The organism is Nonomuraea montanisoli (assembly GCF_013363975.1).
GTDB lineage: Bacteria > Actinomycetota > Actinomycetes > Streptosporangiales > Streptosporangiaceae > Nonomuraea > Nonomuraea montanisoli.
Genome location: NZ_JABWGN010000006.1, coordinates 124,520 through 145,322 on the forward strand (window position 1 = coordinate 124,520; position 20,803 = coordinate 145,322).

General features: G+C 74.8%; 21 protein-coding genes. 8 read left to right on the plus strand and 13 right to left on the minus strand.

The genetic code is table 11. From position 1 onward, the window contains the following. Nucleotides 1-74: 74 nt before the first annotated feature. The gene (locus HTZ77_RS16110) at nucleotides 75-938 is read left to right on the plus strand and encodes an alpha/beta fold hydrolase (protein ID WP_175590409.1); all 864 of its coding nucleotides are present in this window, start codon (nucleotides 75-77) and stop codon (nucleotides 936-938) included. A 97-nt stretch (nucleotides 939-1,035) separates the two neighbouring features. Here the strand turns inward: HTZ77_RS16110 and HTZ77_RS16115 are convergent, their stop codons facing one another. The 5 genes from HTZ77_RS16115 to HTZ77_RS16135 form a co-directional block, all read right to left on the minus strand. Continuing rightward, entirely contained in the window at nucleotides 1,036-2,595 is a 1,560-nt protein-coding gene (locus HTZ77_RS16115; RefSeq protein WP_328808611.1) for a penicillin-binding transpeptidase domain-containing protein, read from the minus strand. An 87-nt stretch (nucleotides 2,596-2,682) separates the two neighbouring features. Beyond that, nucleotides 2,683-3,477, minus strand: a complete 795-nt coding sequence (locus HTZ77_RS16120; protein WP_235994762.1) for a lysophospholipid acyltransferase family protein — start codon at nucleotides 3,475-3,477, stop codon at nucleotides 2,683-2,685. Between the two features lie 250 nt (nucleotides 3,478-3,727). Further along, nucleotides 3,728-4,327, minus strand: coding sequence for an NUDIX hydrolase (locus HTZ77_RS16125; RefSeq protein WP_175590411.1), 600 nt, complete (start codon nucleotides 4,325-4,327; stop codon nucleotides 3,728-3,730). Between the two features lie 94 nt (nucleotides 4,328-4,421). Continuing rightward, nucleotides 4,422-5,657, minus strand: a complete 1,236-nt coding sequence (locus HTZ77_RS16130; RefSeq protein ID WP_175590412.1) for a sensor histidine kinase — start codon at nucleotides 5,655-5,657, stop codon at nucleotides 4,422-4,424. After that, nucleotides 5,654-6,307 carry a response regulator transcription factor gene (locus tag HTZ77_RS16135; RefSeq protein ID WP_175590413.1) on the minus strand — a complete coding sequence of 218 codons (654 nt, stop codon included), beginning with the start codon at nucleotides 6,305-6,307 and terminating at the stop codon, nucleotides 5,654-5,656. The genes HTZ77_RS16130 and HTZ77_RS16135 overlap by 4 nt, the downstream gene beginning before the upstream one ends. A 167-nt stretch (nucleotides 6,308-6,474) precedes the next feature. Here HTZ77_RS16135 and HTZ77_RS16140 point away from each other — a divergent pair, with 167 nt between their 5' ends. Genes HTZ77_RS16140 through HTZ77_RS16155 form a run of 4 tightly spaced genes read left to right on the plus strand, consistent with a single transcriptional unit; the run spans nucleotide 6,475 to nucleotide 10,023 of the window. Next, nucleotides 6,475-6,993 carry a hypothetical protein gene (locus HTZ77_RS16140; RefSeq protein ID WP_175590414.1) on the plus strand — a complete coding sequence of 173 codons (519 nt, stop codon included), beginning with the start codon at nucleotides 6,475-6,477 and terminating at the stop codon, nucleotides 6,991-6,993. Continuing rightward, nucleotides 6,990-8,048 carry a peptidoglycan-binding protein gene (locus HTZ77_RS16145; protein WP_175590415.1) on the plus strand — a complete coding sequence of 353 codons (1,059 nt, stop codon included), beginning with the start codon at nucleotides 6,990-6,992 and terminating at the stop codon, nucleotides 8,046-8,048. Before HTZ77_RS16140 ends, HTZ77_RS16145 begins: the two co-directional genes overlap by 4 nt. Further along, nucleotides 8,045-8,821, plus strand: a complete 777-nt coding sequence (locus HTZ77_RS16150; RefSeq protein ID WP_175590416.1) for an ABC transporter ATP-binding protein — start codon at nucleotides 8,045-8,047, stop codon at nucleotides 8,819-8,821. Before HTZ77_RS16145 ends, HTZ77_RS16150 begins: the two co-directional genes overlap by 4 nt. Beyond that, a complete protein-coding gene (locus tag HTZ77_RS16155) occupies nucleotides 8,818-10,023 on the plus strand; it encodes an ABC transporter permease (RefSeq protein WP_175590417.1) in 1,206 nt (401 codons plus the stop codon). The genes HTZ77_RS16150 and HTZ77_RS16155 overlap by 4 nt, the downstream gene beginning before the upstream one ends. A 524-nt stretch (nucleotides 10,024-10,547) precedes the next feature. Here HTZ77_RS16155 and HTZ77_RS16160 read toward each other — a convergent pair. Both HTZ77_RS16160 and HTZ77_RS16165 read right to left on the minus strand, forming a co-directional pair. Further along, entirely contained in the window at nucleotides 10,548-11,594 is a 1,047-nt protein-coding gene (locus HTZ77_RS16160; protein WP_235994763.1) for a pectate lyase family protein, read from the minus strand. A gap of 136 nt (nucleotides 11,595-11,730) precedes the next feature. Beyond that, nucleotides 11,731-13,812: a HelD family protein gene (locus HTZ77_RS16165; RefSeq protein ID WP_205302727.1), complete on the minus strand. Its 2,082-nt coding sequence runs from the start codon at nucleotides 13,810-13,812 to the stop codon at nucleotides 11,731-11,733. A 74-nt stretch (nucleotides 13,813-13,886) separates the two neighbouring features. Here HTZ77_RS16165 and HTZ77_RS16170 point away from each other — a divergent pair, with 74 nt between their 5' ends. Beyond that, nucleotides 13,887-14,486 carry a TetR/AcrR family transcriptional regulator gene (locus HTZ77_RS16170; protein WP_175590419.1) on the plus strand — a complete coding sequence of 200 codons (600 nt, stop codon included), beginning with the start codon at nucleotides 13,887-13,889 and terminating at the stop codon, nucleotides 14,484-14,486. Here HTZ77_RS16170 and HTZ77_RS16175 read toward each other — a convergent pair. After that, a complete protein-coding gene (locus HTZ77_RS16175; RefSeq protein WP_175590420.1) occupies nucleotides 14,472-15,053 on the minus strand; it encodes a DUF4440 domain-containing protein in 582 nt (193 codons plus the stop codon). The two genes, HTZ77_RS16170 and HTZ77_RS16175, sit on opposite strands and share 15 nt — an antisense overlap. After that, a complete protein-coding gene (locus HTZ77_RS16180) occupies nucleotides 15,050-15,916 on the minus strand; it encodes an SDR family oxidoreductase (RefSeq protein ID WP_175590421.1) in 867 nt (288 codons plus the stop codon). Before HTZ77_RS16180 ends, HTZ77_RS16175 begins: the two co-directional genes overlap by 4 nt. A 71-nt stretch (nucleotides 15,917-15,987) precedes the next feature. Here HTZ77_RS16180 and HTZ77_RS16185 point away from each other — a divergent pair, with 71 nt between their 5' ends. After that, a complete protein-coding gene (locus HTZ77_RS16185) occupies nucleotides 15,988-16,929 on the plus strand; it encodes an AraC family transcriptional regulator (protein ID WP_175590422.1) in 942 nt (313 codons plus the stop codon). Here the strand turns inward: HTZ77_RS16185 and HTZ77_RS16190 are convergent. Both HTZ77_RS16190 and HTZ77_RS16195 read right to left on the minus strand, forming a co-directional pair. Then, nucleotides 16,926-17,681 (minus strand): hypothetical protein, encoded by a 756-nt coding sequence (locus HTZ77_RS16190; protein ID WP_175590423.1) that lies wholly within the window; start codon nucleotides 17,679-17,681, stop codon nucleotides 16,926-16,928. The genes HTZ77_RS16185 and HTZ77_RS16190 overlap by 4 nt on opposite strands. Then, a complete protein-coding gene (locus HTZ77_RS16195; protein WP_328808612.1) occupies nucleotides 17,668-18,180 on the minus strand; it encodes a SigE family RNA polymerase sigma factor in 513 nt (170 codons plus the stop codon). The genes HTZ77_RS16190 and HTZ77_RS16195 overlap by 14 nt, the downstream gene beginning before the upstream one ends. 131 nt (nucleotides 18,181-18,311) lie before the next feature. Between HTZ77_RS16195 and HTZ77_RS16200 the strand changes: the two genes are divergently transcribed. Further along, nucleotides 18,312-19,214 (plus strand): hypothetical protein, encoded by a 903-nt coding sequence (locus tag HTZ77_RS16200; protein WP_175590425.1) that lies wholly within the window; start codon nucleotides 18,312-18,314, stop codon nucleotides 19,212-19,214. A 61-nt stretch (nucleotides 19,215-19,275) separates the two neighbouring features. Here HTZ77_RS16200 and HTZ77_RS16205 read toward each other — a convergent pair whose 3' ends face one another. Together HTZ77_RS16205 and HTZ77_RS16210 are read right to left on the minus strand one after the other, a co-directional pair. Continuing rightward, on the minus strand, nucleotides 19,276-20,250 hold the full coding sequence (locus HTZ77_RS16205) for a tyrosine-type recombinase/integrase (RefSeq protein ID WP_175590426.1): 975 nt from the start codon (nucleotides 20,248-20,250) through the stop codon (nucleotides 19,276-19,278). A gap of 84 nt (nucleotides 20,251-20,334) precedes the next feature. Continuing rightward, nucleotides 20,335-20,799 carry a MarR family winged helix-turn-helix transcriptional regulator gene (locus HTZ77_RS16210; RefSeq protein WP_175590427.1) on the minus strand — a complete coding sequence of 155 codons (465 nt, stop codon included), beginning with the start codon at nucleotides 20,797-20,799 and terminating at the stop codon, nucleotides 20,335-20,337. Nucleotides 20,800-20,803: the final 4 nt, after the last annotated feature.

Below are 20,803 nucleotides of genomic sequence, written 5' to 3' on the forward strand. Positions count from 1 at the left end.
TGGCACTCGCAAGCATATCCGGGCCTCCCCACGTGGACTTTCCGGCACGTCCACACCACGAATGGGGAACGACCATGAGCAACGTGAAGATCGCCGTCGAGCACGTGACCTCGGCCGACGGCACCGCCATCGCCTGCCGCACCCTCGGCTCCGGACCCGGGGTGGTGCTGCTGCACGGCGCGATGCAGACCGGGCCGAGCAACATCGAGCTGGCCCGCGCGCTGGCCGCCAGGCACACCGTCCACGTGCCCGACCGGCGCGGCCGCGGCGCGAGCGGCCCGCGGCGCCCTGGACACGGCGTGAACGTGGACGTCGAGGACGTCCGCGCGGTGCTCGACGCCACCGGGGCTCGCGACGTCGTCGGCGTCAGCTCCGGCGCGATCCTCGCCCTGCTCACCGCGCTGTCCCGGCCCGACGTGCGGCGTGTCGTCGCGTTCGAGCCGCCGCTGGAGCTCGACGGGACCGACCACACCGTCTGGATCGAGCGCTTCGACCGGGAGATCGCGGAAGGGCGGACCGAGGCCGCGCTCGTCACGGGCATGCTCGCCGCCCGCATGGGGCCGGCGTTCCTCCGCATGGTGCCGCGGCCGCTGCTCGTACGGCTCACCTCCGCGCTCCTCGCCCGCGAGGAGCGGACCGCGGCAGGGGAGGAGCCGGGCTTCCGCGAGCTGGCGCCCACGATCCGCCACGACGGGATGGTGGTGGCCGAGACGGCGGACCTCGTACCCCGGCTGCGGGAGCTGCGGGCCGAGGTGCTGCTGCTCGGCGGCACCAGGAGCCCGGCGTACCTCAAGCGCGCCCTCACCACCCTGGAGGGCGTGCTCCCGCACGCGCGGCGGGTGGTGCTCAAGGGCGTCGGCCACGAGGCCACCGGCAACGCCGCCGGCAGGGGCAAGCCCGAGCTGGTCGCCCGCGCGATCGAGCCCTTCCTGGCCTGAGCCCCGGTCGGAGGCCGCGCGAGAAGCCTTGCGCGGCCGGGTCGGGTGAGGGTCAGAGGCCGCGCGGGAAGCCTTGCGCGGCCGGGTCAGGCGAGGGTCAGAGGCCGCGCAGGAAGGCGGCGGCGATCGGCGCGGCGACCTTGCCGCCCGTGCCGCCGCCCTCCACCACCACCGCGAACGCCACGTCGCCCTTGAACCCCATGAACCAGGCGTGCGTCTTCAGCTTGTCGCCGGTGCCGTACTCGGCCGTGCCGGTCTTGCCGTGCGTGCCGGCCGGCAGGCCGGAGCCCTTGGCCGTGCCCTTGGTGACCACGGCGGAGGTCAGGGAGTGCATCGCGTCCTTGACCCCGTCGGGCAGCGGGTGCTCCTGGGCCTTCTGGGGGAGCCCCGGCACGAGCGTCGGCGGGCGCCAGGTGCCGTCGGCGATGGCGGCGGCCACCGACGCGATCGACAGCGGACTCGCCGTGATCCTGGCCTGCCCGAACGCCTCGGCGGCCAGCTCGGCGTCGGACTGGGCGCGCGGCATGCTGGCCTTGGTGGCGGGCACGCCGATGTTGAGCGGCTGGTTGAAGCCGACCGACTCGGCCGTCTTCAGCAGCTTGTCGGCGCCGAGGCGGCGCTCGGCCATCGGCGCGAACGTGGTGTTGCAGGAGTGGGCGAAGGAGTCGAGGAACGACAGCGACCCGAACTCCTCCTCCTCGGAGTTGCGGATCTTCAGCCCGCCCACGGTCGCGTACTTGGGGCAGGTGACGGAGTCGCCGGGAGCGACGCCCTCGGCCAGCAGCCCGATCGCGGTCACCGCCTTGAACGTGGAGCCGGGCGGGTAGCGGCCGTCGAGGGCCCGGTTGAAGCCGCCCACGTTGTTGACCACGGCCAGGATCTCGCCCGTGCTCGCCTTGATGGCGACCATGGAGGTGGGCTTGTCGACGTCCTTGACCGCGGCGACGGCGGCGGCCTGAGCGCGCGGGTCGAGGCTGGTCTTCACCTCCTCGCCGTCGGTGCCCTCGATGGTGTGCAGGGTCTTGCCGCCGACCTGGATCTCGGTGGTCGGGGTGCCCGCGAGCCGCTTCTGGAACGTCTCCTGCAGCCCGCCCCGGCCGATCGCCTGGTCGACCTTGTAGGCGCTGCCGAGCTTGGCGACGTCCTTCTTGGTGGCCTTGTCGAGGTAGCCGACGAGCTGCTGCACCGAGCCGCCGGCCTTGCCGTCGTCGATGCGGCCGCCGTCGGCGTCGGTGATGCCCGCGCGATGCGGCCAGCTCGTCTTGATCTTGAACGACGCGCCGGAGGCGAGCGACGGGTGCAGCGTGGCCGGGCTCCAGTCGACCTTCCAGGCGCGGTCGGCGACCTTGAGGTCGATCCGCCCCTCGTAGGTCCAGTCGCCGATGTTCTTCAGCTTCAGGGTCGCGGTGTACGGCACGCGGGCCCGGTCGTCGGACTCGGAGACCTGTCCCAGCTTGATCTGTGCGGACTCGACGGCCAGGGCGGTGCGCATCTGGTCGTAGGCGGTCAGCGGCTGCTGGGTGGCCAGCTCGGCCCGCATGGCGGCCGTGTCGCCCGCCTGCCAGGCGGCGGCGTACCGCCGGGCGGTCTCGGCGGGTGTGCCCCGCGTGTGCAGCAGATACCAGGCGCCGCCCCCGGCGGCGCCCACTGCCAGCACGGTGATGCCGGATACGATCGCGATGGTGCGGCCACGCGCCACTGGTCAGCCCCCTGGTCCTCGGCAGCGCTTGCTCGGTCCCCGAGCTTAGCCGCGCGCGCCGTCCGCCGGGTCCGAAGCAGCGATCTTGGACGCGGCCTCGCCGGCCTGTCCGGCCGCCGAGCCGTTCGCCCCGGAGCCGTTCGAGCCGGACCCGTTCGCCCCGGAGCCGTTCGACGCCGTCGTGTCGCCGCCGGAGGCGGCCTTGACGCTGGCCGCGTACGCCGGCACGTACTCCTGACCCGAGAGCCGCTGGATGGCGGCCATGATCTCGTCGGTGACCCGCCTGCGGTCGCGGGCGTTGGTGTGGCTGCCCTCGAACGTCATCGGCGCCCCGATCTTGATCCCGATGCGGGCCGGGCGCGGCACCTTGGCGCCGACCGGGAGGACCTTCTCGGTGCCGCTGAGCGCGACGGGCAGCACCGGCGCGCCCGTGCGCAGGGCCAGCCACGCCACGCCGATCTTGCCGCGGTAGAGGCGCCCGTCGGGCGAGCGGGTGCCCTCGGGGTGGATGCCGAACAGGTCGCCGCGCTCCAGCACCTCGGTCGCCGCGTCCAGCATGGCCTGCGCGGCGTGGGCGCTCTCACGGTCGATGGGCAGGCTGTTGCCCAGGCGCATGAACCAGCTCGAGACCGGATTGCCGGAGAAGTACTCGTTCTTGGCGACGAACGTCACCGGCCGCGGCAGCAGCGCCGGCAGCAGGAACGAGTCGAGCACGGACAGGTGGTTGGCGGCCAGGATCGCGGGCCCCGTCCTGGGCACGTGCGCCGCGCCGGAGATGTGCGGGCGGCACATGGCGTGCGCCAGCGACGTGGCGGTGAACTTGACCACTTGGTACAGCAATGAGCTCTCCTGGCGGATCGTCGGTCGGCCACCCCACCATAGAGCAGGCGCCCCGGCCGGAGCCGGGGCGCCTGGAAAAGCATTGAGGCCGATGTGGCGGTCGCCTCCTCGGCGAGGTGCACAACACGGCTCCAGCCGAACGGTATTCCGTGAAGGCGGTAATTTGCGGCCCGGGGGACACAGACCACATCGGCCACTCGACTCTAACGGACATCCGGTGACGCGTATTCCATCGGACCCAAAGATTCGGTCACGACCTGGTCCACTCCGGCTGAGCGACGTCGAAGACCCGCAGGTCACGGCCGCGCAGCGCCACCTCGGCGAACTGCCACAAAATCGCCCCGGTCGGCGCGTGGACCAGGATCGAGGGGCCCAGCGGCATCTGCAGCAGCCCGGCGGCGGTCCAGCGCGGCACCCCGGGGGCCAGGAAGCGCTCCAGCGGCACGGCGTGCACGGAGGCCACCTCGCGGGCGTCGGCCACGGGCCGCTGCCGCCCGCCGAAGGCCACGACCGGGGTGATCGCGAACCCGGAGTCGGTGACGTAGTCGTCCAGCAGCCCCGCCACCTCCACGCCGCGCACCGCGGTCTCCTCGGCCAGCTCCCGCAGCGCCGCCTCGACCGGCCCCTCGCCGTCCTCCAGCCGCCCGCCGGGCAGCGCCCACTGGCCGGCGTTGCGGCCGTGCGGCGAGCGCCTGATCAGGATCGTGTACGGGACGCCCGCGTCGTCCTCCAGCACGCACACGGTGACGGCGGCGCGGCGGACACCGGGCGCGGGCGGCGCCTCGCGGCGCGGGAAGGCGGCCAGGCGGGAGGCGACCAGCTCGCGCAGCTCGCCGACGGAGGGAAGCACCGGCCCAGGATCCCACGCGTCCTCAGGGAGCGGCCCCGGCAGCCGCACGGTTGACGCTCAGGGGACGGCCCCCCGGCAGCCGCACGGTTGGCGTTCAGGGGGCGGCTCCCGGCAGCCGGACGGTGACGCTCAGGCCGCCCTCGGGCCGGGCCTCGGCCGTGACGGCGCCGCCGTGCGCGTCGCAGATGGCCCGCACGATCGACAGCCCCAGTCCCGCGCCCCGCGCCGAGCGCACACGGTCGCCCTGCAGCCGCCGGAACGGCTCGAACAGGTCCTCCACCTCGTACGGCGGGACCGCCGGCCCGGTGTTGGCCACCGTGACCACCGCCTGGCCGTCCTCCCGGCGCACCCGCACCCACACCTCGCCGCCGCGCACGTTGTACTTGGCCGCGTTCTCCACCAGGTTGAACACGCAGCGTTCCATGAGCAGCGGGTCGCCCGCCGCGAGGGCCGGGCGCAGGTCCGCGTGGACGGCGAGGGGCCGCTTGCGCCCGGCCAGGTCGAGCTGGTCCAGCACGGTGCGCGCCACCTGCGCCACGTCCACGGTCTTGCGCACGGCCAGCTCCTGCTCGGACTGGGCCAGCAGGAGCAGGCCCTCGATGAGCCGCTCGTAGCGGGCGTTGGTGCCGAGCAGGGCGCGGGCCAGCGCCTTGAGGTCCTCGGAGGCGGCGGGCTCCTCCAGCGACACCTCCAGCACCGTGCGGTTGATCGCCAGCGGGGTGCGCAGCTCGTGCGAGGCGTTGGCGATGAAGCGCCGCTGCCCCTCGAACACCTGGTGCAGCCGGTCGAGCATCGCGTCGAAGGTGTCGGCCAGCCGCTTGACCTCGTCGGGCGGCCCCTCCAGCGCGATCCGCTCGTGCAGGTTGCTCTCGGACAGCCGGCGGGCCGTCTCGGTCACCCGGTCGAGCGGGCGCAGCGCCCGGTCGGCGACCAGGTAGCCGAGCACGACGGCGAGGACGCCGAGCAGCACCATGATGAGCGCCGAGGAGCGCAGCATGTCCGCCAGCACGGTCGCGGCCCGCTGCTGCACGTCCGCGGACGTCTTCTGGAACAACATGTCGTCGGCCGGCGGCTGGAGGAGCGTGACCGGCTTGCTCGTGACGATCTTCGTCATGCCGACGGAGAACTGCTGGCTGAGCGCCCGCGCGGTCAGCAGGTACGTGGACCACAGCAGCAGCGACCCGGCCACGAAGAACAGCCCGCCGTACAGGACCGTCAGCCGCACGCGCAGCCCGAGCCGGTGCCACGGCCGCACCCGGCCGGGCGAGCCGCGCCGCGACCGCCACCGGCCCCTGAGCCGGGCGGCGCCGCGCGACGTGGACGCCGTCACAGCCGGTACCCCCGGCCCGGCACGTTCTCGATCAGCGGGGGAGCGCCGAGCTTGCGGCGCAGCGAGGTGAGCGTCACCCGCAGCACCCCGCTGGCCGCGTCGGCGTACTCGTCCCACGCGCTCCTGCGCAGCTCCGCCGAGGTGACCAGCCGTCCCTCGGCGCGCAGCAGCGCGTGCAGCACGTCGAACTCCTTGCGGTTGAGCGCGACGGGCCGCCCGTCCCGCGTGACCGTGCGCCGGCCCGGGTCCAGCAACACCCCGGCCCGCTCCAGCGGCGCCGGACCGTCCCGCCGGGAGCGCCGCGACAACGTCCGGATCCGGGCCACCAGCTCGGCGAACATGAACGGCTTGATGAGGTAGTCGTCGGCACCGAGGGTCAGCCCGTCCACCCGGTCGCGCACCCGCCCGGCCGCCGTCAGCATGAGCACCCGGCCCGCCGCGCCCCCGCCCGCCAGCTCCCGGCACACCTGGTCGCCGTGCACCTCGGGCAGGTCGCGGTCCAGCACCACCACGTCGTACGGGACGTACGCGGCCAGCTCCAGCGCCTCCTGCCCGTCGTAGGCCACGTCCACCGCGATGGCGTGCAGCCGCAGCCCGCGCGCGATCGCGTCGGCCAGTTCCTCTTCGTCCTCCACGACGAGCACCCGCATCCCCGGGCCCCCTTTCCTTACGCCACGACAGTGGCGGATCGGGTGTTAGCAGCGGATAAGCGGCGGTGCGCGGGGTGCGTGCGGCTTATCGCCGTTTAGCACCCGCCCCGCTGGAGTGAGCGTCGCGCCGCGGCGAACGACCGGCGGCGCCCCCGAAGGAGACGACGATGAACGTACGACCCCTGCTGGCGGCCGTCTGCGCGGCGGCGGCCCTGACCGCCTGCGCCGCCAAGACGCCGGCCTCGGACGGCGTGGCCAGCGCGAGCGGCGCCACGGCGAGCCCCGGCGCGTCCGCCGCCACGGCCTCCCTGGACCCGCGCAGCGCGCAGCTCAAGTTCGCCCAGTGCATGCGCGAGCACGGCATCCAGATGGACGACCCCGAGCCGGGCGGCGGCATCCGCATCAAGTCGCAGAAGGGCGACGAGGCCAGGATGCAGGAGGCCCAGAAGGCGTGCGGGCACTTCATGGAGGCCGCGGTCGGCGAGGCCAAGGGCAAGGTCGATCCGCAGCAGCGCGACAAGATGCTGAAGTTCGCCCAGTGCATGCGCGAGCACGGCATCGACATGAAGGACCCGTCGTCCGACGGCCGGATCGAGATCAACGTGAAGCCCGGGACGCCCGAGGAGAAGGTCAAGGCCGCCCACGAGGCGTGCAAGGAGTTCGAGCCCGGCGGTGGCCCCAGATGAGGAAGGGGCTCGCGCTCGCGGGGGCGGGCGCGCTCGCCGTCGCCGCCGCCTGGACGGCGGTGGCCGTGCTGGGCGACGGCGGCGCCGGCGCGGCGGACCCGACGCCGAGGGCCGTCCCGGCCACGGCCGAGATCACCCGCCAGGACCTCGTCGACACCAAGACCGTCACCGGCGCGCTCACCTACTCCGGCGAGCGGCAGGTCAGCACCGGCGCGTCCGGCACGGTGACGTGGGTGGCCGCCGAGGGCTCCGTGGTCCGCCGCGGCCACAAGCTGCTGTCGGCCGACCGCAGGCCCGTCGTCCTCATGTACGGCAAGCTGCCGCTCTACCGGGAGCTGCGCCAGGGCATCGACGACGGCCCGGACGTCGAACAGCTCGAGCGCAACCTCAAGGCCCTCGGCTACGGCGACTACCTCACCGTGGACGAGCACTACAGCTACGCCACCTACCTCGCGGTCAAGGAGTGGCAGGACGACCGGGGACTGCCCGAGACGGGGCGGGTGGACGCCGCGCAGGTGGTGTTCCTGCCCTCGCTGGTGCGTGTCACCGACGCGGCCGTGGAGGTCGGCGACCGGCTCGCCCCGGGACGCCGGGCCATGACCGTCAGCGGCGTGCGCCGGGTGGTCCACGTGGACCTCGACGCCGACGACCAGGCGCTGGCCCGCAAGGGCGCGAAGGTGACCGTGGAGCTGCCCGGCGGCGAGCGCGTCTCCGGCCGGATCACCTCGGTCGGCACGGTCGCCGAGACCAGCGGCCAGGGCCAGGACCAGAACGTCACCGTGGACGTCGACATCACCCTGGCCAGGACGCCGAAGACCCGCCTCGACCAGGCGCCGGTCGAGGTGGAGATGGAGAGCGAGCGGCACAAGGGAGTGCTGTCCGTGCCGATCGAGGCGCTGCTGGCGCTGCGCGAGGGCGGGTTCGGCGTCGAGGTCGTCGAGGGCGGCGCGACCCGGGTCGTCGGGGTGAGGACCGGCGCGTTCGGCGGCGGGCGCGTCGAGGTCGAGGGCGCCGGACTGACCGAGGGCATGAAGGTCGGGGTGCCGTCCACATGACCGGCCCCCTGCCCGGCGGCGTCACGCCCGGCGGCGCGGCGGACCCGGCCGCACCCGGCCCGTACGTGGTCGAGCTGAGCGGCGTGACCAAGATCTACCCCGGCGACGTGCGGGCGCTGCGCGGGGTGGACCTGGCCGTGGCCGACGGCGAGCTGGTGGCCATCGTCGGCCGGTCCGGGTCCGGCAAGTCGACGATGCTGCACATGATCGGCACGCTCGACCGGCCCACCTCCGGGACCGTCCGCGTCGACGGCCACGACGTGGCCACGCTGTCCGACCGGGAGCTGTCGGCGCTGCGCGGGCGCACGCTCGGCTTCGTCTTCCAGCAGTTCCACCTCAGCCCCGGCCTGAACGCGCTGGACAACGTGGCCGACGGCCTGCTCTACACCGGCACCCCGCGGCGGGTGCGGCGCGAGCGGGCCGCCGCGGCCCTGGAGCGGGTCGGCCTCGGCCACCGGCTGGACCACCGGCCGTACCAGCTCTCGGGCGGCGAGCAGCAGCGCGTGGCCGTCGCCCGCGCCGTCGCCGGCGACCCGCGGCTGCTGCTGGCCGACGAGCCCACCGGCAACCTCGACTCGGGCGCGGGCGCGGAGGTCCTCGGCGTGCTGCGCGACCTGCACGCGGCCGGGACGACGATCGCCGTCATCACCCACGACTCGGAGATCGCGGCCTGGTGCCCCCGGCGGGTGCGGCTGCTCGACGGCCGCATCGACGGCGACGAGGGCGACGGGACCGCCCGGCCGGGGGAGATCCTGAAGGGGGCGCGGACATGAGCCGGAGCACGCCGCGCGGGCCGCGCCCGGCCCGGCTCGGCCCGGCCGACGTGCTGCGGGTGGGCGCCGCCGGGCTGCGGACCCGTCCCACCCGGGTCTTCCTGTCGGCCCTGGGCATCGCCATCGGCATCGCCACGATGATCGCGGTCATCGGCATCTCGTCGTCGTCGCGCGAGCAACTCATGCGCCAGCTCGACCGGCTGGGCACCAACCTGCTCACCGTCGCGCCGGGCCGCACCATGTTCGGCGAGGAGGCGGAGCTGCCGCTTACGGCGCTCGACATGGTCAAACGCATCGGCCCCGTGCGCACGGCCGCGGCCACGGGCACGGTCAAGGCCACGGTCCGCCGTACCGACCGCATCCCGGAGGCCGTGACCGGCGGCATCGCCGTGCAGGCCGCCACCACCGAGCTGCTGGCCACGCTGGAGGGCCGGGTCGCCCAGGGGACCTGGCTGAACGCCGCCACCGAGCGCCGGCCCGCCGTCGTCCTCGGCTCCGAGGCGGCCGTGCGGCTGGGCATCACCCGCACCGGCGTACGCGTCTGGATGGGCGGACGGTGGTTCACGGTCGTCGGGATCCTGCGGACGATGCCGCTGGCGCCCGAGATCGACCGGTCGGCCCTCGTCGGGTTCCCGGCGGCGGAGAGCCTGCTCGGCTTCGGGGGGCATCCCACGACGATCTACGAGCGGTCCGCCGAGGAGTCCGTCGAGGCGGTCCGGGACGTGCTGGCCCGCACGGTCAACCCGGAGAACCCGGGCGAGGTCGAGGTGAGCCGGCCCTCCGACGCGCTGGCCGCGCGCGCCGCCGCCGCGGGCGCGTTCACGAACCTGCTGCTCGGGCTCGGCGCCGTCGCGCTGCTGGTCGGCGGCGTCGGGGTGGCCAACACCATGGTCATCTCGGTGCTGGAGCGGCGCAGGGAGATCGGGCTGCGCCGCTCGCTCGGAGCCACGCGCGGGCAGGTGCGGGTGCAGTTCCTGACCGAGTCGCTGCTGCTGTCGGCGCTCGGCGGGATCGCGGGGTCGGCGCTGGGGACGGTGGCCAGCGCCGGGTACGCGGTGGCGCGCGGCTGGCCGCCGGTGGTGCCGCCGTGGGCGATCGGCGGGGCGGTGGCGGCGACCCTGGTCATCGGCACGATCGCCGGGATCTATCCGGCCATGCGCGCCGCCCGCCTGTCCCCGACGGTCGCCCTGGCCGCCACCTGACGGCGGGGTTCGCCCGGCGGCCTTCCACGATGGCGGGCCCGCTCGACGGCCTTCCGTGACGGCGGGCTCCTTCAGCGGCGGCGCGTCCCGCCCTGCGGCTTTCCGTGACGGCGGGCCCGCTCGACGGCCTTCCGTGACAGCGGGCCTGCCTGGCGACCTTCCGCGGCGGGCCCGCCCGGCGGTCTCCCGAGGGGGCCCGCTTGGCGGTCTCCCGAGGGGGCCCGCCCGCGACCGTCCCTCGGGTGGCGTCGAGGCGGGGCAGGCGTGGGGCGGCCCGTCCCCTCGGATGGTGTCCTGGCGCGGCTGGTGGAGGGTTCGTCCCCGGCATCGGTCCGGCCGTCGCCTCGGGTCGACGTCCGCGCGGGCGCGGGCAGACGCCGCCGGGGAGCCCCGCCGCCCCCCGGAGACGGCCGCTGCCCCGGAGACGGGCTCCCGGCGGAGCGAACAACGCCCTGGGGCGCTCCGCGGGCAGCCCCCTTAGCGGAAGGCCGCCCGCGGGTGCGGCGCGGTTCGTCCCGGGCCGGTCAGATGCTGATGCGGCCGGCTCCCGCACCGCCGGTCACGATGGACTTGACGCTGGAGGCCGCGTCGAGCGGGTAGGAGTACGGGATCCCGGCGACGCTGCCGCCCGCGTCGCCGGCGCCGGAGTTGACGAACTGGTTGTTGCGGGCCACCAGGTTGCCGGCGGGCGAGCTGCCCTCGCCGCGGTGGTAGGGGTCCTTGGTGTTCTCGAAGGAGTTGCCCTCGACGAGCACGCCCGCCTCCTTCGTGGAGGCCACGCCGTAGCTGCCGACGCCGGCGTAGTAGTTGTTGTAGACGTGCACCGGGTTGCCGAAGCGCACGCGCGGGTGCCGCTGGTTGGTGCCGTTGAACCAGTTGTGGTGGTACGTCACCCGCAGGTGGCCGCGGTCCTCGGAGCCGTTGTCGTCGCTGTGGCCGAGCAGCATGGTCTTGTCGTGGCTGGAGAACTTGTTCCAGGAGACGGTGACGTAGTCGCTGGCCCGCTTGACGTCCACCGCCCCGTCGTAGCCGTTGCTGAAGGAGTTGTGGTCGATCCACACCCGGGTCGAGTACTGCACGTTGATGCCGTCGTCGTCCCAGTCGCGGAACGTGAGGTTACGGATGATCACGTTGGAGGCGCCGGCGACGTTGAAGCCGCAGCCGGCGATCGTCGCCCCCGCGTTGCCGATGACGGTCTTGTTCGACGTCACCTTGAGCATGCCGGAGCAGGAGATCGTGCCGGAGACCCGGATCACGGCGGCCGAGCCGGACGACAGGGCGGTCTTGAGCGCGGAGGCGGAGTTCACGGTCGTCGGGGACGTGCCGCCGCCGCCGGTGGTGCCGCCGCCCTGGCCGGCCCAGCCGACGGGGGAGGTCTCGGCGGCCGGCGTGGCGGCCGGCGGCTCGTCCGCCCGCTGCACGGCGGAGGCGGGCGCGGCGAGCGCGGTGACGGCGGCAGCCGCGGCGGCCAGGCCGCTGATCAGGATGCCCGTGGTCAGGGTGCCCGTGGTCAGGGGGCTCGTGGTCAGGGGGCTCGTGGTGAGCTTGGGGGTGCGTCCTCTTGTGCCCATCGCTGTGCTCCTCTGGGATGACCTTCGCGGTCACGGGAAAGCGGTTACCGACACCGTAGGAAAGCGCTTTCCTGAGGTCAAAGGAGGCGACGGGCCGTCACCTCTCCCGCCGGGCATAGGGCCTGGCCAGGGCGGCTCACGCTGAGCCGGCGGTCGAGAAACTTTCACGCGTCCCCGCCTCGGAGCCCGCCCCCGCCTCGGAGCCCGCCCCCGCCGCGGGGCCGTCCAGCTCCGGCGGCAGGGGTCGGGCGTGGACGACGTCCAGCCGGGAGACCGCACGCGTCAGGGCCACGTACAGCCGGTTGAGCCCCCGCTCCTCCGCCTCGGCGATCGCGGCCGGCTCGGCCAGCACCACGTGGTCGTACTCCAGCCCCTTGACCAGCGTGACCGGGACCACGCTCAGCCGCCCGCCCACGTCGAGCCCGGCGTCCCACAGCGCGGCCTTCAGCCTCTCGGCGTCCGCGTCGGCGGCGATCACGCCGACCGACCCCTCCAGCTCCAGGGCCTCGCGCGCCGCGGCCGCCACCCCCCGCTCGACGCCCGCCACCTCGGTGACGCGCAGCCGCCCGTCCGACCGGTACGACCGGGTCGCCGGCACCCCGGCGTCCAGGGCGGACAGCAGCCGGTTGGCCAGCTCCACCACGGCCGCCGGCACCCGGTAGCCGGTCGTCAGCTCCACCACCCGCGCCTCCGGCCGGCCCAGGGCCGCCATCAGCTCGGGCCACGACCGGGCCGCCCACGGCGTGGTGCCCTGCGCCAGGTCGCCCAGCACCGTGAGGGAGCCGTGCTCGGCCCGTCGCGCCACGGCCCTGCACTGCATGGGCGACAGGTCCTGTGCCTCGTCCACGATGACGTGGCCGTAGCCGCGCGGGCGCTCCAGCATCCCGGCGACCTCGTCGATCAGGACCAGGTCGGCCGCCGACCACGTCGCGCTCTTGAACGTGCGCGCGGGCCGCTCCCAGACGACGGCCGCCCACTCGGCGTCGCTCAACGCGCCCTTTCCCCCGGCGGCGGCCCACCGGCCGGACAGCACCTCGTGCACCACCTGCTCGGCCCGCACCGCCGGCCAGATCCCGTCCAGCCATGGCCCGAGGGCGCGGCCGGTGCGGCGCTCCCAGGCGGCGTTCGTGCTGTGGCCGCGCGCCTCGGCCTGGCGCCGCATCAGGGCGACCACCCGGGCGCGCACCCGCTCCCGCCCGATCCCGTACGGCAGGGCGTCGCGCCGCGTGTCGTCCACGATCCGGCGCAGCTCGTCCTCCTCCACCCGCCACCGGTACGACCCCTCGGCCACCGTCACCGGTTCGACCGGCTTGGTGATCCGCCCGTACAGGGCCCGGCGCAGCACCCCGGCCATCCGGGCGTCGTGCTTGACGGCCGCCGCCCGCTCGCCGTCCACCGCCCGGACCGGCACCGAGGCGATGAGCCCGTCCAGGGTCGTCTGCTCGACGTCCACCTCGCCGAGCGCGGGCAGGACGGCCGCGATGTAGCCGAGGAAGGCGCGGTTGGGGCCGAGCACGAGGACGCCGCCGCGCTGGAGCCGCTGCCGGTGCGCGTACAGCAGGTACGCCGCCCGGTGCAGGCCCACGGCGGTCTTGCCGGTGCCGGGCGCCCCCTGGACGGCGATCGAGTCGTCGAGACCGGCGCGGACGAGGTCGTCCTGCTCGGGCTGGATCGTGGCGACGATGTCGCGCATCGGCCCGACACGGGGCCGCTCGATCTCGGCCGCCAGCAGGCGGCTGCGCCGTTCCTCGCCGTGTCCCAGGCGCTCGTCCTCGTACGACGTCAGCGTGGTGCCCGCCCAGCCGAACCGGCGGCGCACCGCCACGCCCTGGGGGTCGCGCGCGCCCGCCCGGTAGAAGGAGCGGGCCACCGGCGCCCGCCAGTCGATCACGACCGGCGCCCCGCCGTGCTCGCCGGGGATGTGCCGCCGGCCGATGTAGTACGTGCGGCCGGCGTGCTCGGCGGAGGCGGCGGGGCTCCCGGCGGGGCCGAAGGTGAGACGGCCGAAGAACGGCGGCCCCTCCGGCTCCTCGCTCAGCTCCTTGGCCAGGCTCTTGAGGTGGCGGCCGAGCCGTTCGGCGCTGTAGCGGTCACCGGCGACGGTCTCGCCGATGATCACGTTGCCGCGCGCGGCGTCGAGCATGCGGCTCAGCCCCGCGCGGCACCGCTCGACGTGGCGCAGCTCCTCGGTCAGCCCATCCAGGTCCTGTGCGTCCATGAACATCCCTCCCGCAAAGCGTTAACTCGGTAAAGATATTAACCAGGTTAACACTTTCTTGCTAGAGTGGACGCATGACAGGACTCAGGCAGCAGCACCGCCGGCGGATCCACGAGGCGATCTCCGAGGCGGCCATCTCGCTCTTCATGGAGCGGGGCTTCGACGAGGTGCCGGTCGCCGAGGTGGCGGCGGCGGCGCGGGTGTCCAAGCCCACGCTGTTCAAGTACTTCCCGACCAAGGAGGACCTCGTCCTGCACCGCATCGCCGACCACCAGGGCGAGGCCGCCCAGGTGGTGCGCGGGCGGGCGCCGGGGGAGAGTCCGCTGGAGGCCCTGCGCCGTCACTTCCTGGAGGGGCTGGCCCGCCACGAGCCGACGACCGGGCTGAACGACCATCCGCGGGTGGTGGCGTACTACCGGCTCGTCTTCTCGACGCCCGGGCTGGCGGCGCGGGTGTTCCAGTACATGGCCACGGACGAGGCGGCCCTGGCCGACGCGCTCGCCGAGACCACCGACCGGCTGACGGCCGAGCTGCTGGCCGGGCAGGTGCTCTCCGCGCAGCGCGTGCTCGCCCGCCGCTCCTGGGAGGCGCTGGTCGCCGGGCGTCCCATCGAGGAGGTCGAACGGGAGGCGGTGAGTGCGGCCGAGCACGCCTTCGCGCTACTCGGCGCCTGAACCGCCCAGCGGTGTCTCGTGCAGGTGCAGCCAGCTCAGGCGATCGGAGGGGCCGCGTTCGAACACGACCGTCGAGCGCCGGCCCGCGCCCTGCTGCCACTCCTCGTACGCGGCCACCACCAGGGATCCGGCGGCGGCGACCACGGTGACGTGGCGGATCTCGATCCGGGCTCCGGGCACGCGGCCGTGTGCCGCCTCCACCTCGGCCAGGACCTCGGCCCGCGACATCAGCCGCCCGTCCGGGGCCGCCAGGGTGAAGGAGGGGGCGTGGGCGCGGGCGAACTCCTCGAACGCCTCACCCGGCGCCGTCCCCGCCAGCCAGCGCCCGATCACCTCGTGATGCCGCACCACCTCGGCCGGCACCAGCTCCTCCAGCATCACGTCCCTCCGCGCCTCCTCAGCCCGCACCGGCATCACGTCCCTCCGCGCCTCCTCAGCCCGCACCGGCATCACGTCCCCCCGTGCCTCCTCGGCCCGCACCAGCTTTTCCGGGATCACGTCCTCCCGTGCCTCCTCGGCCCGCGCGGCGTGCGCCTCGTCGGTGCCGTGCGCGCCGTGCCGGGTCATCGGGCGGCCCACGGCTGGGCGGCGAGCCATTCCCGCGGCGGCGTCACCCGGATCGCGCCGCCCACCCCCGCGTCGCCCGCCTCTTCGTCAGCCGCCCCGGCGTCGCCCGTACCCGCGGTGTACAGGTCGCGGCCGTGCGCGGCGATCCAGCGGTAGGTGTCCGCGACCCCGGCCGCCGCCCCCGCCCCCAGCACCGCCGACAGCCCCGCCTCGAACGCCGCCACGTCCAGCTCCTCGTACCGAGCCCCGACCGCGGCGGCCAGCTCCACCCCCGTGACCGGCGGACTCCCGGGCGCGACCGTGGCCCCCTCGGGGCCGTCGCCCAGCAGGGCGGCCGACGTGGCGGCGGCCAGGTCGGCGTGGCTCAGCCAGGACACCGGCACGTCCCCCGGCACCGGATGGCGCAGCACGCCCGCCTCCAGCACCCCGGGCGCCGCCAGGTTCTCCAGGTACAGCGGCGGGCTGAGCACCACCGTCGGCACCCCGGACGCCAGCGCGGCCGCGGCCGCCGCCCTCCGCGTGTCGAACGCCGCGACCCCCGTGGCCCGCCCCGGCAGCCGGTTGCCGGTGTTCAGCACCAGCCGCCGCACCCCCGCCCCCGACGCCGCCTCCAGGACGTTGCGCACGTACGCCTCGACCGGTCCCGCCTCGAACACCAGCGGCAACGTCACCGACACGTGCGTCACCCCGGCGAACGCCTCGGCGACCCGCGCCGCGTCGCCCAGGTCGGCCGCGAACGGCTCCACCCCCTCCGGCGCCGAGCCCGTGCGCGACAGCCCGCGCACCGCGTGCCCCTCGGCGGCCAGGCGCCGCGCCACGGCGCCGCCCTGCGCGCCACCCGCTCCGATGACCAGAATCCTCATGTCGCCCAGCCTCCACCCGCCGCGCCGGTACGATCCATAAAGGCGACTCCAGTGGAGGTTAAGGATCGTCCGTGGATGGTGATCTGCTGAGCGAGCTGCTCGCCCCGCTGCGGCTGCGCGGCGTCTTCCACAGCCGCTGGTCGGCGCGGGCCCCGTGGGGTGTGGCGGGGGAGCGGGAGAGCTGCGCCCTCGTCCACTATGTGCAGGCGGGCGCGTGCACGGTCGAACTGCCGGGCCACGAGCCGGTGCGGCTGCGCACCGGCGACCTGGCGGTGTTCCCGCACGGCAGCGCCCACCGGCTGGCCGACGCGCCCGGCCGGGCCACCGTGCCGCTGGAGAGCGTCCTGCCCGCGCGCCGGCCCGGTGCCGTCCGTACGGTGCGGATCGACGGGCCGGGCGCGGAGACGGTCATGCTGTGCGGCGGCCTGCACTACGACGCCGCGGCCGCCTCGCCGCTCTACCGGGCGCTGCCGGCCGTGCTCGTGCTCGACCGCACGACGCTGGCCGGGCAGCCGCTGCTCGGCGGCACCCTGGGCGGCCTCGCGGGGGAGTGGGACCAGGACGAGCCCGGGCAGGCCCTCGTGGCGCTGCGCGCGTTCGAGCTGGTCTTCGTGCTGGCGCTGCGGGCCGCGCTCGGCGACGGCGGGATGTCGGCCGGGCGGCCCGTGCTGCGGGCGCTGCGGCACCCGGCCGTCGGGGCGGCCCTGCTGGCCGTGCAGACCAGGTTCGGCGAGCCGTGGACGGTCGAGACGCTGGCCGCCGAGGCGGGCATGTCCCGCTCGGCGTTCGCCGCCACGTTCCGGCGGCTGGTGGGCGAGGCGCCGATGCGGCACCTCACCGCGCGCCGGATGCAGGAGGCGGCGCGGCTGCTGGAGGAGACCGCGCTGCCCCACGACGCCATCGCCCGGCGCGTCGGCTACGGGTCGGTGGTGGGCTTCCACCTGGCGTTCCGGCAGTGGTACGGCACCACGCCCGGCGGCCACCGCCGGCACGCCCCGACCCGGCACGTCTAGTCGCCGGCCAGTCGCCGGCCAAGCGCCGGCTGGTCGTCGGCGGTGAGCCCCTCGGCGATCCTCCTCAGCTCCCGGTCGACGGCCTCGGCGCCGCCCAGGTCGTCGGCGTAGAGGGGGCTCAGCATGATCCGGGCCCGCCGCCGCTCACCCATGGTGAGGAAGAGCGTGGGAGTGCCCTTCCCGCCGTCCTCGCCGACGTTCGCGACGACCGTGTAGCCGGTCCGGCCGCCGACGGTCACCTCCTCGCCCTCCCCTTCGGCGCGATACCCCTGCACCTCGTCGTCGAGCTTCTGGACGGCCTGGTCCTCGAACACCATGATGTGGACGCAGTAGGGGCCGTGCTCGTCGCCGTCGTAGTTCCATGAGGTCGAGTAGACGTCGCCGTAGTCCCAGGACCGGTGGCCCCACTGGAGACGCGGCGGCAGGTAGCCCACCTTGACGTGCCCGAACGCCTTCCCGTCGCCCAGGTCCCCGAGGTCCGGGGGCGCGGACCGCGGCGCCGGGGTGTCGTCGATGGCGGGCGGGGCCGGCGTCTCGGCGACGACGGGCGCCGGACCGGCGGCGGGCGCCGCCGTCAGGTAGAGAGGGGTCGCCGCGGCGACGGCCAGCGCGCCGGTCAGGGCCGCGATCCGGGCGCGCATCCTCCTCCGCCGCGCGGAACGGATGACCCGTTCGGCGAGGTCGGGCGCGGCGTGCAGCCGCGCGGTCTCGTCCGCCATGACCTGGTGGAGCCGGTCCTCAAGCGCGGGCATTGCCGATCACTCCTTCCACGGATGTCTCGCCGAGTGCCGTGCGCAGCTTGGCCGTCGCCTTCGACGCCTGGCTCTTCACCGTGCCGACCGAGCAGCCGAGCACCTCCGCGGTCTGGGCCTCGCCGAGGTCCTCCCAGTACCGCAGCACGACCACCGCGCGCTGCCGGGGAGGCAGCGCGCGCAGCGCGTCCATCAGGACATGGCGCAGGTCGACGTCGGCCGAGCGGGCCGGCGTCTCCGGCAGGGTGCGCGTCGGGACGATGCGCAGGATCGCCCGGCGGCGGGCGCGGCTGATGGCGGCGTTGACGATGACGCGGCGCACGTAGGGCTCGGGGTTGTCGCGCTCCACCCGGTGCCAGTTCCGGTAGGTGCGCTCCAGCGCGGTCTGCAGCAGGTCCTCCGCCTCCGCCTGGTCCCCGCAGGCGAGATAGGCGACCCGGAGCAGGCTCGTGGCGCGTGCGGCCACGAAGGCGCCGAAGTCTTGGTCGGTGCCGCTCACGGTTGTCTGTCCAATGTCACGCCCCCTCATACGCTCCGGTCGTCCGCGACGTTGCCTGCGTTCCGCGGGCAACCTCGTGGGGCGCCCGAGCGTATGGGGAGGCGTCAACCCGGCACGACTGGAGGAAGCACATGAAGTTCGGAACCGTACCGGTCCGTCCGCTGATCGCCCTGGTGGCGGTGGGCGCCGCCGTGCTGCTGGGCCTGCCCGGCCCGGCGAGGGCGCCGGAGATCCGGCTCACGGGCGCCGCGTCGGCTCCCCCTGGAGGCGCGTACTGGCACACGCGGGTGGTGTGGAAGACCACCCACCCCCGGCGGCTCGGCAGAGGGTCTGATCAGTACTGGGTGGTGGAGCAGGAGCTGCTCGAGAAGTGGTCCGCCCGTGACGGCAGATCCTGGACAGGATGGCGCAAGCCGGGGGTGTACCCCAAGAGCGCGGCGGACCGGGAGGCATGGCGCCGCGACGGATCGCCGACGAAGTGGACCCGCACGGCCGACGGCCAGGTGGTGTCGTTGTCCACCCGGCCCGACAAGGGCCACGTAGGACCCGTGCCGGGCGAACGCACGTTCCTCCTGTCGGAGCAGCGGCTGACGTACGACGAGATCCAGCGGCTGCCCGCGGACCCGGACGCGCTGAAGTCCTGGCTCACGCAGGTCGCGCGGGTCGAGCAGGCCAAGGAGACGATCGTGGACAGCTTCGTCACCGGGGCGCTGACGGGCCTGCTCTACGAGCTGCCCGCGCCGAAGGAGGTCCGCGCCGCGGCCTACCGGGCGTTGCAGACGATGCCCGGCGTCCGCGTGAAGGGAACGGCGAAGGACGGCGTCGGCCGGACCGGCACGGCCCTGTCGATCCCTCCGCAGAAGGGAACGACCGTGCGCAGCGACCTGATCGTCGATACCGGCGCGATGCTCCTGCTTTCGGAAGACATGCAGGACACGATCGACGGCATGGCGTCCCTGGAGCACACCGGGACCCGGACCGTACTCCAGGCCGGCTGGACCGACACCGCGCCGGCCGTGCCCGCCCTGCCGTAGCGGCCTGGGGCGGTCTCACGACAGCGGCCGGGGTCGGCCTCTCGACAGGGCGGGGGCGGTCTCAGGACAGCGGGCGCGGGGCCGGGAGGCGGAGGCGGTCGACGGCCTCGCGGCGGGTGCGTTCGGGGCGGCGGTCGTAGCGGGCCGTCGTCGCCGGTGAGGAGTGCCCCACGAGCGCCTGGGCCGTCGCGAGGTCCACGCCCGCGTCCAGCAGCTCGCCGATGAACGTGCGCCGGAAGTCGTGCGCCGTGCGCCGCGACGCCCCCGCCTGGCCGAACCGCCGGGTCAGGATGTCGGCGATGCCCTGCCCGGTCAGTCCCGCCGGGCGGCCGTCGCGCGTGCGGACCCGGCCCGCCTTGCTGATCGGGCTGAACAGCGCCCCCGGGGCGCCGCCGCGCAGCGCGAGCCACCGCTCCACCAGGCCGATGGCGTCGGCCGTCAGGTACACCAGGCGTTCCTTGTCGCGCTTGCCGCGCACCCGCAGCGAGCGGCCGCCCGGGTCGTAGTCGGCCAGCGTGAGCCCGCCGACCTCGGCGCGGCGGCAGCCCGTCGAGTACAGCACCGCGATGAGCGCCGCGTCCCGCACCCCTGCGGGCGCGTCGTCGCAGGCGGCCAGGGCCGCGCCCACCACCTCCGGCGGCACGTGCTGGCCGGTGGGCAGGCGGCTCTGCCGCACCGGGGCGAGGTCGGAGGCGCGGGCGTAGTCCTCCGCGCTGGTCTGGCCCAGCCGCCACGACTCCTTGAGCACCCGGCGCAGGGCGACCAGGTGCTTGTTGACGTACGCCGCCGACCAGCCCTGGTCGGTCAGCATCGTGCGGATGCGGACCGTGTGCTCGTAGCGCAGCAGGTGCCACGGCTGGCCCTCGCCCGTGGCGCTCTCGTCGCCGGTGAGCAGCCGGGCGAGCCGGTCGAGGCAGCCGCGCATCGAGCGGCGGGACTCGGGGCTGGTGAGCGAGTCGAGGTAGACGTGGTACGGGTCGCGCGCCGGCTCGACGGGCGAGGGCGCCCCGAGGTCGGGCACGGCGGGCAGGCTCACGCCGCCGATCTTAACGTCCGGCCCTGAGCGCCCGCCGCGATCCGCGCCCGACGTCCGCTCGTGAGGGGCCCGTGCCGGTCGAGCTCAACCTCCGGTGGTGAGGCGCTCGGCCTGGTCGAGCCCCACCCGGGTGGCCCGCCGCAGGTAGTCGGCGATGAGCTCCAGCTCGGCGTCCGTGTAGGAGCGCAGCACGTCCCCGTACGCCGCGCCCGGCGTGTCCCACGCCTGCCCGATCCGCTCGCTCACGCCCGGCGCCAGCGACACCAGCGACCGCCTGCGATCCTCCGGGTCGGCCTCGCGCACCGCCAGGCCCGCCTTCTCCAGCCGGTCCACCAGGCGGGAGGCCGAGCCCGGTGTCAGGCCGGTGAGGCGCGCGATGTGGCCGGTGGTGACCGGCTCGTCCTCCAGGTCCAGCAGGGCCAGGCACTGCAGGTCGGTGGGGTGGAGCCCGAGCCGGTCGGCCATGGCCTGGTTGAACAGCACGTACGCGGCGTAGTGCCGCTGGCTCTCCGCGATGATCCGCTTCAGCAGCGCGTGCCGATTTGACATGACC